Genomic DNA, 12,422 nt, shown 5'->3' on the forward strand with positions numbered 1-12,422 from the left:
AAGTATCATACTTCTATAATTATTCTCTAGAAAGGAGGTGTTCCAGCCGCACCTTCCGGTACGGCTACCTTGTTACGACTTAGCCCTAGTTACTAGTTTTACCCTAGGCAGCTCCTTGCGGTCACCGACTTCAGGTACCCCCAGCTTCCATGGCTTGACGGGCGGTGTGTACAAGGCCCGGGAACGTATTCACCGGATCATGGCTGATATCCGATTACTAGCGATTCCAGCTTCATAGAGTCGAGTTGCAGACTCCAATCCGAACTGAGACAAGCTTTGGAGATTCGCATCCTGTTGCCAGGTAGCTGCTTTCTGTACTTGCCATTGTAGCACGTGTGTAGCCCAGGACGTAAGGGCCGTGATGATTTGACGTCATCCCCACCTTCCTCACGGTTTGCACCGGCAGTCTTGCTAGAGTTCCCGACATTACTCGCTGGCAACTAACAATAGGGGTTGCGCTCGTTATAGGACTTAACCTGACACCTCACGGCACGAGCTGACGACAACCATGCAGCACCTTGTAAATTGTCCGAAGAAAAATCTGTTTCCAAATCTGTCAATCTACATTTAAGCCCTGGTAAGGTTCCTCGCGTATCATCGAATTAAACCACATGCTCCACCGCTTGTGCGGGCCCCCGTCAATTCCTTTGAGTTTCATTCTTGCGAACGTACTCCCCAGGTGGGATACTTATCACTTTCGCTTAGCCACTCAGTCCGAAAACCGAACAGCTAGTATCCATCGTTTACGGCGTGGACTACCAGGGTATCTAATCCTGTTCGCTCCCCACGCTTTCGTTCATCAGCGTCAATAAATACGTAGTAACCTGCCTTCGCAATTGGTATTCCATGTAATATCTAAGCATTTCACCGCTACACTACATATTCTAGTTACTTCCATACTATTCAAGCTCTGCAGTATCAATGGCAGTGTCCTAGTTAAGCTAGGAAATTTCACCACTGACTTACAAAGCCGCCTACGAACCCTTTAAACCCAATAATTCCGGATAACGCTCGGATCCTCCGTATTACCGCGGCTGCTGGCACGGAGTTAGCCGATCCTTATTCTTACAGTACCGTCAAGTCCCTACTCGTAGGGAGGTTTCTTCCTGTACAAAAGCAGTTTACAATCCATAGGACCGTCATCCTGCACGCGGCATGGCTGGTTCAGAGTTGCCTCCATTGACCAATATTCCTCACTGCTGCCTCCCGTAGGAGTCTGGTCCGTGTCTCAGTACCAGTGTGGGGGATCTCCCTCTCAGGACCCCTAATCATCGTTGCCTTGGTATGCCGTTACCACACCAACTAGCTAATGATACGCATGCCCATCTTATACCGATAAATCTTTATTATCAATACGATGCCATATCGATAAACCATGGAGCATTAATCCGAATTTCTTCGGGCTATTCCCCTGTATAAGGTAGGTTGCATACGCGTTACTCACCCGTGCGCCGGTCTCAAAAAAGCAAGCTTCTTCTACCCCTCGACTTGCATGTGTTAGGCCTGCCGCTAGCGTTCATCCTGAGCCAGGATCAAACTCTTCATCGTATATTTTAAATTTCGTAAATTAAAAAAGTATAATTCCAAATCTTTCGATTTGCCTTACTCTCTTATTTGTATGCTGTCAATCCAATATGTTTATGAACGTTGTCTTCTTATTTCTAAGTCTCACTTGTTTTTCAAAGCGAGTGCAAAAGTAAAAACTTATTTTGAATTAGCAAAACTTTTCTAGAAAATATTTTTCTTTATTTTTTCACTCAACTCCCGTTTTTACTGAAGCGGACTGCAAAGATACTACCTTATTTTTTACTTATCCAAATTTATTTTTATAAATTTTTCAAAGCTTATTTTTAGTCGTTCTTGCTTCACTTTTTGTTTATGATCGTCTGCTCTTCGAGACATTGTTACCGTAGCAACTACTTCTCTAATGCGGATGCAAAAGTAGTATCTTTTCCCTTACTTCCAAACTTATCTTTGTCTTTTTTTAAAGGTTTTTGAAAAGTATTTCATAACTCTCTATTATATTACCTTTTACGAGCAAAAGTTTTTTTTATCTTTTTTTAAAGGTTATAACCTTATGGCGTCTCTATACTATATATACGTAACGCTAGAGGGCGAAATATATTTAATATTGTACTATAGTATATATAGTAAGGCACTATTGACCTACTCCTATAAAAAAGATAAGCTCTAAGTCAGTAGACTTAGAGCTTATCTTTTTTATGACATATTTATTATAGTATCAATAAAGGAGCAACAAATCCTATTGTCAATCTTCCTGTATTATAATTTTCTAATCCTAAATTATTCTTAGCATAAGATGAGTAATTGTAATATCTTCCTACATAAGACACAAAGAACCTCACATTAATATCCTTAAATGGTATATACTGTACTGTTGGTATAAAACCATAACTTGTTCTCAAGCGATCTGTACCACTTGTAGTACTCTCTATATTCTTACCATAAGCGTTACTAGTCATCAATGTTAATGATAAATTTAACTTAGGAGTAACTAAGTAATCTGCCTTAATCCAGTTATCCATATAAGCTACATTTTCACTCACATGTCCTTTAACACCATCTGCTAAGGTATTATTCACCATATAACTAACCATCCCTTTACGATCTAGATCTTCCTTGCTATACTGGAAGTCATACATAATGGTTAATTTATCATCTTGATACTTATGACCAAGGGACACATAGTTCATCACTTTACTTTTGGCTTCTTGAAAGTAACTATAACTATAATTTGTTTGGAACTTACCACCAAAGAAATTACCTCTCCAATTCGTAACAAAAGCTAAAGGCATTTTTGCTTTTTCTATATTAGTAATATCAAAATCCTGATACTGGTCTTCAAAATGCTGTGTTCTAGAATTTAGCACTTGCAATCCAAAAGAATGCCCATTATCCAGAGTATGTGTAACCCCAACTCCTGTCAAGAAATTATCAGCATGTTGCAATATATCATTATACTGTAAAATCTCGATTGGATTTAAATCAAACTCAAATCCTCCCCAGTCAGTACTCATCTTACCAATGTCTAATCTAGTCTTAGGATCAAGGTAAATTCCAACAAATGCCATATCAACCCCTCTTTCGATATGATCTTTAGTTCCTATTTCAGATTTCTGAGTATATCTATTCCTAAATCTAAAATACACTCGATCATGTATTTTCCCCTTTATCTCAATACGTGCTTGATTATTATCAAACTCAGAGTTTGTAAAAGTTCCGTTATCAAAATAACTCTCAAACCCTACTCTAGTATGAAATAGAACGTCTATATTTTTTAACAATCCTACTTTCTCGACGGGGATAATAGGTTTTACTATTGTGTCTGTAGAAGATTGCGGTTCCTGAGCCATTGCTCCCGCACTTACAAACATCGTCATTAATAATAATGCCTTTTTCATTTTCATTTTTTTTATTTAATACTTCATTTTTTATAATAATATAGCTCCTAATAAGAAACCGGCTGCTACTGCAACACCTATAGCAACTAACCCTGGAATCATAAAACTGTGATTCACTACAAACTTTCCAATCCTAGTACTTCCTGTTCTATCAAAATTAATTGCTGCTAGCAATGTTGGATAACCTGGCAATACGAAATCCGCATTTACTGCTGGGAAAATTGCAATCAACGCTGGATTAGACAATCCTAAAGACACCCCTAGAGGCATCATCGTTTTAGTTGTAGCTGCTTGACTAAACATCAAGGCACCTAAAATAAATACAGCAATAGCAAAAGTCCACGGATATGCAGAAACCACATCGGTCATAAATGCTTTTATCACCACCTCATTATGCGCCATAAAAGTAGAGCTCATCCATACTACCCCAAACACAGAGACTACCGCAGTAGCCATAGAACTAAAGAGACTAACCTTTGTCACTGCTATAGCACTTGTCTTGGTCGTAATCATCATTAGAGCAGACGCAGTCAATGTAATCATACTTATCACTGCTACCATCTGTAGTTCTCCATTAGCCTTAAGCACTAAGCTTGCAGCCCCAGGTTCAAACACAGGAAGTAATTGAGGAAAAGCACCCGCTAGAACAATTAATAACACTGCTATAGAAAATATAACAACAGAACTCTTCGCTCCTTTTTTTAACTCTTTTTTCTCTCCTACCTCGTCTGCATCAAGACTTTTAGCAAACTCAGGGTCTCTCATCTTCTCAATAAATATAGGATCATCTTCTAACTCTTTCCCTTTCTTAAGAACAGATAAACAACCTATTAAAATACCAATAAGACAAGCTGGTATACACACCTTCATAATATCTATCAAAGCTCCTTGATAAGCTAAAATACTAGCTCCTGCAAAAGCAGCTGTCGCGGCACTCATCGGACTTCCTGTTATAGCTAAGTGAGAAGCGATAACTGATATACTTAAAGGGCGCTCAGGTCTAATTCTCTTTTTAGCTGCTACCTCAGAAATAATAGGTAATAAAGAATATAGTAAGTGCGCTGTACCAGCAAAAAGGCAAAAGAAATAAACCGTAAATGGTGCGATAAACACAATATTAGAAGGGTTACTTCGAATCACTTTTTCCGCTAATTGTACTAAGTAATCAAGTCCACCACAGGCTTGAAGTGTAGCAGCTGTAGACACAATTGCCATAATCACAAGCATTACATCTATAGGAGGGTCGCCAGGACGCATACCGAATACAAATACGAATATACTTAAGCCAACCATTCCCATAACACCAAGACCAATTCCTTTCATTTGCGATCCGATAAGAATCATTCCTATCAAGATGCAGAACTGTAATAGTAACATAGCCACAAAATTTTAATTATACCTTTAGTATAGATTCTATATAAAAGGAGCGCTACACTGTATATACATTCAGTAGGCGCTCCTCTTATATTAATGGTTATAACTTATCTCTTTTAATATTTGAAGAACATATCTTGAATCACAGCTCTATCTTTGGTCTCAGTAAGTGCTAACATTAATAAGATTCTAGCTTTCTGAGGACTTAAATCATCTGCTACCACAAAACCAAGCGCATTATCATCCACCTCATTAAATAAAGTCACTCTACCTGCTCCAGCTCTTGCTGAACGACAAACTATAATACCTGATTTTGCAGCTGCTATTAAAGCATCTCCTACAGGAACATTAAAGTTACCATTCCCCATACCAGCGTATACTATACCAGCTACACCTTCTTCTTTGGCAGCAGTCACTGCTCTAGGACTAGCATCAGCATAACCGTAAACGATTTCTACCTGAGGAAGTTTAGTTAATCCCTTTACATTAAACTTCTTCTCTGGAGATCTCAATGTTTTATAGTAGTAACTCACTTTCCCATCAAAGATCAATCCTATTGGTCCAAAATTTCTAGATTGAAATGTAGCCATATTAGTTGTCACTGTTTTTGTGACATCTCTAGCTGCAAATACTGCTTCATTCATTGCAATCACCACCCCTGCTTCTTTACTTTCAGGAGATGCAGCCACCATCACAGCATCTAATAAGTTTCTATTCCCATCTTGACTCATCGCTGTCGCAGGTCTCATCGCTCCCACTAATACCACAGGCTTATTAGAATTAATAGTCAATTCTAAAAAATAAGCAGTCTCCTCTTGGGTATCCGTTCCATGAGTGATCACTACTCCATCAGCCTCGTCTTTCTCGAATATCTCATTAATACGATTACTTAATTTCAACCAAGTTTCAATATTCATATCTTGACTACCAATCTGAGCAATCTGTTCCCCTTTAACTTTGCCAAACTTATGCATCTCAGGTACAGCATTTAGAAGATTCTCAATCGGAATTTTACCTGCAGTATAAGCTGCCTTCGTTGCCGACTCTCCTGACCCTGCTATTGTTCCTCCTGTTGCAAGGATAATCACACGAGGTTCATCCTTTGATGTATTTGAAGCTCCTTTAGTCTGAGCTTGCATTTGAAATGCTAACAATACACCGAACATTAAACTAAATACCTTTTTCATGGTTACTATAATTATAATTAATCAACTTCTACTTTTTTAAACCAATCTTCTATTCTATATCAGAGATAGATAACTCATATCGTTCTAAACTACACACCACAACTTTCATTCCCTTTTCTTATTTTTTTTTAAAAAAACGAATAATAAAATCTCCTATTTCCTAAAAATAATTTCTCTTAAAAATATATCAATACCCTACATCACTTTATTTTTTCACACTTTTACCTCAGAGCACTAAACTTCTATATTTTTTATTTTGCCATTGTTTTAAAACAGAAAAATATAATCAAAAAAATGCCAAATAAAGTCACTTTAACACAACACTGATCTAAATAATATATAAAACTACGACAATAATTAACAATATCAAATAAGTAAAAGTAAAAAAGAATAAATAAATATTCAGCAATAATATTCCAAACTACAGCTTTTTTTTAAACATATTTCAATATAATAAAAAAAACTGCAGCTATAAGAGCCTATTATTTCGTCTCTTTTATTCGATAAATAGTAAAATTTTAGATAAAAAATAATACAATCATTTTTCTGAATCAATTCTGTTAAAAAAAACACAATAAAACTTTACTCCATACACTTTTAATGACAACGTCTATTAACTATATATAACGACAATTTAACTACTAGTCTAGAAGTCATCGATGGTGTAATCTGTATCATTGGGCAAAACGATGTTATCGGAGTTGGTCAAGATGGAAATGTTATATACCACAACACGTATAAAGAACCAGGAGAAGCAGGAAGACGTTTATTAAAATCAGCGTCTATAGCTGGTAATGCTTATATGGGGGCTATGAATACTAAAAACCAAGCCATAACAAGTGCGACCTATTCTGTATCTTATCGCAATGCTAATGGTCAAGTAATAGAAAGCAAAGACTATGTATTCAGTGAGAAAGATCGTGCTAAAGCACAAAAAACACTAAATACTCAACAGTCCCTTATGAATGACCTGAATAGTACTATTACTCCATTGGTACAAAGTAGATTTAATGCTCTTAAACAAACTGCTGAATACGCTTATGTATTCGCTAGAGGTACTGAAGGAGAAACTACACAACTAGTCAAAGTGAGAAAGAAAGACGGTAAAGAAGTAGATAAAATAGCTATTGATAACAATAGACCTCTATACGAAATAGACCCTATCACAAGTAGTATATACTATGTATATAAAAATGAACTACGCACTTTTAAAGATAAATAAGAACCTAATCTTCTTATAAATACAAAAGCCCCTTAGATTAACTAAGGGGCTTTTTACTTTACCATATATTTCTGACTATAAAGAATACAATAATAAGTGCTAGAAAAGAATAGGCAAACCAATTCGGAATAGCATATTTCTGCAAAAACTTATCATTCTTTACAATATACACTTCCACTAATGCTATATATAAAAAAGCAAGTAGAGGAAAGTATACTAATATCATTACATTATATTCTATAGCCTCTCTAAAATGTCCATGTAGTAATGCATGCAAGGCACGCTGTCCTCCACATCCAGGGCATAACCATCCTGTCTCACGATAGAACATACACGATAGACCACCATTATCACCACTCCCAAAAAACTGATAGTAATAATATAATCCAAAAAGAGGAATTATTAGAAATATGATTCTAAGTATCCAATTCTTCATTATAGTCTATTACATATTTTGAGCTGCTCTCACTTGCTCCATAATTGTTTCGAAGTATGCATTAATACCTCCTGCACTCACAATATCAAAAACAGCTTTACCAATAGCGATTACAAATAATAAAATAGCTACTAAAGCTAATTTCTTCGCTGTACTAGCTGCTTTAACAGAAGCCTCATACTCACCATTATTATATTTACTAGTAGACTGACTAGACATTACGATAGCGATAATACCTAATATTAACCCAATACACCAGAAAGAACACATACCTAATACTGTAGAAGTAATAGACAGCCCCATATAGTTATTAGGCTTCTCACGTTGTTCTGTAACTTGATTTTCAAATTGATTAAATTCCATATTTTTTTATTTTGTTGAGCAAGATAGTTATTTTTATTAACATATCTATAACAAAAAAGAGAGGAAATTCCTCTCTTTTCATTATACTTATCTTATTTCTTTTATCCTTATGCAAACTTTGCTATAAATTGCTCTAACTCATCAGCAAATTGATCTTGTGCATTTGCAATCACTTCATCTATAGCTTCTATCGTAAGAATCGGTTTTAATTTCGCATCAGTACGAAGCCAATCTAAGAATTCTTTATTGAACTCTGCAGCATCGAATTCTCCTTCTTCTATCAGTTCCTCTTTATCAGGGAAATAGAATTCTTCCATAAACACAACTGCTTCCACATCATAAGCTGATATCTGTAATAGCTCTTTGATATTTTTAGCAACGATAAAAACTCCACCTTCATCACCAAAAACAACGATAGGACAGTTATCTAAACTTTTTACCGCTTTATCCTGTACCCAAAAAGCAAAAATACTACCAGTACTATTAGCCTCTGCAAAAGGAACAAACGAATTTACAAATTCTTCTTCTTCTGAAATAGATTCGATGATTCCTGGATCCTCGTCTATTAAATAGATAGCGTTAGAATAATAAGATGGAATATTCTCAGATGTCTGAAATTCCAATAAACTTTTAATTTCATTAGGTACTTTATACCCTTTAAATAATGCAGTAAATTCTTCTTTTACCATTGTGATGTTCATTTTCGCCTCTTATCAGGCTTACGGATTTTAAAAATTAAAACTAATGTAATACACTAAATCTTATTCTATATTAGTAATTACTTTGATAGAATAAAGATAAAATATTTTTTTATTGAAAAACATATTTCCACAACAAACTTATATTTTTTTTATCATTTAAGTCGATTGATATATGTAATTCATTTATTTCGTTGGTAAAAGTAATAAACTTTACTAAATGGACGACTAATTATTTAAATATTAACCATTTAATTTTAGTACTTATTCTTCTTTAATTAACCTTTTTGTACTGTTTTACTCAAGATAAAGTTTCGCAAAACATGATTGAACAGTTATTTTTAATAATACTATCTTTACATTTTAAAAAACTGTCTAATATGACAACTCCTACTATTCTATATTTAGCATCAGCATTAATAACAGATCAAGATAACCGATTACTGACTGTACGCAAAAAAACGTCTACCTATTATATGATGGCAGGTGGTAAAATCGAAAAAGGAGAAACTCCTGAACAAACATTAATAAGAGAGTTAAAAGAAGAGCTAAACTTAACAGTAAACACAAATGAACTAACCCTACTGGGTACACATAGTACAGAAGCTGTGAATGAAAAGAATACTATAGTGAAAGCTCATATCTATCATATTATAATCAATCATCAAACGCTAGAAGTAGCTTCAGAAATAGCGGAAGCAAAGTGGCTCACAAGAGAAACTTATAAAGAAACTAAACTTGCACATCTATTAGAAGAATTTAGTGTTCCTATTTGGTTAAGTTTATTCTAATCCTCTGATAGTACTACAACGTACTCTCAACATAATCACCAAGACCCTCTAAGGTTTCTAGTTTCATCTAGTACTGTACCTATTTACTTTGCAATATCAGTATTACCTTACTCTAACACCTAAGTAATGACTGCGTTATTTATCGAGAATTAACGGAGTCACTACGGACTCATAACGGACTCACTACGGACTCACTACGGACTCACCGCTACCAAAAGCCAATAAAAAAGCCTCTAAGTCTAAAACAAAGAGGCTATTATATCAGTATATGCTAATTATGCTTGTTTCTTTACGAACTTGGTTAAAATAACGATTTGTTGACCATCTATCTTTCCTTCGATTTGTTCTGTATTATCGTGTACTAAACGGATATTTCTAACAGCAGTACCAATCTTAGCATTAATAGTAGATCCTTTTACATCAAGATCTTTAATTAATGTCACAGTATCTCCTCCTACTAATACATTACCATTACAGTCTTTATGAAGGTCTACACTTCCATCCCCTGTATGATCTCCTGTAAGTTTAGCAAACTCTAAAAGTTCATCGTCTAAATACATCATCTCTAAACTATCTGCTGCCCAACTTTCGTTACGGAAACGGTTCAGCATACGCCAAGCTACTACTTGTACAGCTGGAAATTCACTCCACATTGATGTAGTCAGACATTGCCAGTGATTAGCATCTAATTCAGCTTTCTTCTCTACTTGCTCTAAACAAGTATCACAAATATAGATTTCTCTATCTGCTTCATTTGCTGCTGCAGGTGGTACTTCATATACATTTAAATGTCCAGTTGCCTCACATAGTTCGCATTTATTACCACTTCTTTCTATTAATTGTGCTTCAGTCTTCATTTATAAAACAATATATTATTAAAGTTGTAAAGATATATGTTATTATTTAGATATAAAAAATAATAAAACACTTCAGTAATTAAACCATTTGCACTACACAGATATGAATTTAACAAAACACTTAATTTTTTAGATTGCTTCTAAAAATTGAATCCTAGAATTATGGTTTCGACTTATATGTCCTGGTTTTCATTACACAATTCGCCATAATACTTATACCTTCTTTAATTAAGTACAATAGCGATAATTGCCCTTACAAAAAACCTTATCTTTACTCTTCAATAACACAAACTATCATTATAAATGAAAACAGATATCGAAATTGCTCGTGAATGTGAGTTAAAGAGAATACAAGATGTAGCACACTCTATCGGTGTAAATGAAGAAGAGCTTATCCCTTACGGAAAGTATATGGCTAAGGTTCCTCTAGATGCTATGAATACAGAGAACATCAATAAGTCAAATTTAATATTAGTTACTTCAATCACTCCTACTAAAGCAGGTATCGGTAAAACGACTGTATCTATAGGTCTAGCGTTGGGATTAAATAAAATAGGTAAGAAAGCTGTAGTAGCCTTACGCGAACCTTCATTAGGCCCATGCTTTGGGATGAAAGGTGGAGCTGCAGGAGGTGGATATGCTCAGGTATTGCCTATGGAGAATATCAACCTACACTTCACAGGAGATTTTCACGCTATCACATCAGCTCATAATACGATAAGTGCTTTATTTGATAACTATATCTATCAGAATAGAGCTAATGAAAACGGAATTAAAGAAATATTGTGGAAACGAGTATTGGATGTGAATGACCGTAGCTTGCGTTATATCAACACTGGGCTAAGAGGTAGTGCTAATGGAGTACCACAAGAATCAGGATTTGACATTACTCCAGCCTCTGAGATTATGGCTATTATGTGTCTGGCGACAGATATAGAAGACCTTAGACGCAGAATCGAAAATATCTTATTAGGATATCGATATGACGGAAGTATGTTTACAGTAAAAGATCTAGGTGTAGCTGGAGCTATTACGGTACTATTAAAAGATGCACTTAATCCTAACTTAGTACAAACTACGGAAAACACTGCCGCCTTTATTCACGGTGGACCATTCGCTAATATTGCACATGGTTGTAACTCTGTTATCGCTACTAAAATGGCTATGAGCTATGGAGACTATGTTATCACTGAAGCAGGCTTTGGTGCAGACTTAGGTGCCGAAAAATTCTTTGATATCAAGTGTCGTAAATCTGGTTTACAACCAAAACTGACAGTGGTAGTAGCTACTGCGCAAGGATTAAAAATGCACGGTGGTGTAGCTATCGAAGATATCAAAGCTAAAAATACAGATGGTATCCGCAAAGGATTAGAGAACTTAGCTAAGCATGTAGAGAATATTAAATCTTATGGGCAAAGCATAGTAGTTGCCTTCAATAAATATGCAACTGATGATACAGAGGAGCTACAAATCGTAGAGCAATACTGTAAGGATAACCACATTGGATTTGCGATTAACAATGCATTCGTAGAAGGTGGTGAAGGCGCTAAAGCCCTAGCTGAAGTAGTTGTAAACACAATAGCAAACAACCCAAGTAAGCCTCTTCAGTTCCCTTATCAAGACAGTGAAACAATAGCTGTAAAAATAGAGAATATCGCTAAGAAGATATATGGAGCTAATAAAGTAGAGTTCTCCTCTGCTGCTAAGAAGAAATTAGCCCAACTAAAAAACACAGATATGGATCAATATCCTGTATGTATTGCCAAAACACAATATTCATTCTCTGCAGACGCAACGGCATACGGTGTCGCTAAAGATTTTGACATTGTGATCAATGACTTAGTGATCAATAGAGGTTCTGAGTTTATCGTGGCTATAGCAGGAGATATTATGCGTATGCCTGGATTGCCTAAATCTCCACAAGCGCTAAGAATTGACTTAGTAGATGGATTAATAGAAGGATTGAGCTAATCGCTGATATCATATACTATAATAGTAGGGTCGCCTTATAAAGGTGGCCCTATTCATTTTATAATAACTGTGAAATAATCAAAATTAAACACCTACTATTC

General features: G+C 35.5%; 10 protein-coding genes and 1 rRNA gene. 3 read left to right on the forward strand and 8 right to left on the reverse strand.

What is annotated here, in order from left to right; translation table 11 throughout:
* Positions 1–30 precede the first annotated feature (30 nt).
* The 4 genes from BK054_RS01270 to BK054_RS01285 form a co-directional block, all read right to left on the reverse strand.
* A 16S ribosomal RNA gene (locus BK054_RS01270) occupies positions 31–1,548 on the reverse strand.
* Between the two features lie 686 nt (positions 1,549–2,234).
* Complete coding sequence (locus tag BK054_RS01275) at positions 2,235–3,422, reverse strand: porin (protein WP_006260171.1); 1,188 nt, start codon at positions 3,420–3,422, stop codon at positions 2,235–2,237.
* 30 nt (positions 3,423–3,452) lie between these two features.
* On the reverse strand, positions 3,453–4,799 hold the full coding sequence (locus BK054_RS01280; RefSeq protein ID WP_006267074.1) for an anaerobic C4-dicarboxylate transporter family protein: 1,347 nt from the start codon (positions 4,797–4,799) through the stop codon (positions 3,453–3,455).
* 113 nt (positions 4,800–4,912) lie between these two features.
* The gene (locus BK054_RS01285; protein ID WP_006267073.1) at positions 4,913–5,983 is read right to left on the reverse strand and encodes a type II asparaginase; all 1,071 of its coding nucleotides are present in this window, start codon (positions 5,981–5,983) and stop codon (positions 4,913–4,915) included.
* An 811-nt stretch (positions 5,984–6,794) separates the two neighbouring features.
* Between BK054_RS01285 and BK054_RS01290 the strand changes: the two genes are divergently transcribed.
* Entirely contained in the window at positions 6,795–7,205 is a 411-nt protein-coding gene (locus BK054_RS01290; protein ID WP_232234328.1) for a hypothetical protein, read from the forward strand.
* Between the two features lie 58 nt (positions 7,206–7,263).
* On the opposite strand, the gene BK054_RS01295 is transcribed toward BK054_RS01290, so the two are convergent.
* The 3 genes from BK054_RS01295 to BK054_RS01305 all read right to left on the reverse strand — a co-directional run bounded on the left by BK054_RS01295 (position 7,264) and on the right by BK054_RS01305 (position 8,705).
* Positions 7,264–7,641 (reverse strand): DUF2752 domain-containing protein, encoded by a 378-nt coding sequence (locus BK054_RS01295; protein ID WP_006260175.1) that lies wholly within the window; start codon positions 7,639–7,641, stop codon positions 7,264–7,266.
* A 9-nt stretch (positions 7,642–7,650) separates the two neighbouring features.
* The gene (locus tag BK054_RS01300) at positions 7,651–8,004 is read right to left on the reverse strand and encodes a CD225/dispanin family protein (RefSeq protein ID WP_006261922.1); all 354 of its coding nucleotides are present in this window, start codon (positions 8,002–8,004) and stop codon (positions 7,651–7,653) included.
* A gap of 107 nt (positions 8,005–8,111) precedes the next feature.
* Positions 8,112–8,705, reverse strand: coding sequence for a cell wall assembly protein (locus tag BK054_RS01305; protein ID WP_225581973.1), 594 nt, complete (start codon positions 8,703–8,705; stop codon positions 8,112–8,114).
* Positions 8,706–9,082: 377 nt separating this feature from the next.
* Here BK054_RS01305 and BK054_RS01310 point away from each other — a divergent pair, with 377 nt between their 5' ends.
* The gene (locus BK054_RS01310) at positions 9,083–9,493 is read left to right on the forward strand and encodes an NUDIX hydrolase (RefSeq protein WP_006264387.1); all 411 of its coding nucleotides are present in this window, start codon (positions 9,083–9,085) and stop codon (positions 9,491–9,493) included.
* Positions 9,494–9,768: 275 nt separating this feature from the next.
* Here the strand turns inward: BK054_RS01310 and BK054_RS01315 are convergent, their stop codons facing one another.
* The gene (locus BK054_RS01315; RefSeq protein WP_006260179.1) at positions 9,769–10,350 is read right to left on the reverse strand and encodes a PhnA domain-containing protein; all 582 of its coding nucleotides are present in this window, start codon (positions 10,348–10,350) and stop codon (positions 9,769–9,771) included.
* A 303-nt stretch (positions 10,351–10,653) separates the two neighbouring features.
* Here BK054_RS01315 and BK054_RS01320 point away from each other — a divergent pair, with 303 nt between their 5' ends.
* A complete protein-coding gene (locus tag BK054_RS01320) occupies positions 10,654–12,321 on the forward strand; it encodes a formate--tetrahydrofolate ligase (protein WP_006267071.1) in 1,668 nt (555 codons plus the stop codon).
* The last annotated feature ends 101 nt before the right edge of the window (positions 12,322–12,422 follow it).

Origin of the sequence: Myroides sp. ZB35 (assembly GCF_001865835.1) — a bacterium.
Lineage (GTDB): Bacteria > Bacteroidota > Bacteroidia > Flavobacteriales > Flavobacteriaceae > Flavobacterium > Flavobacterium odoratimimum.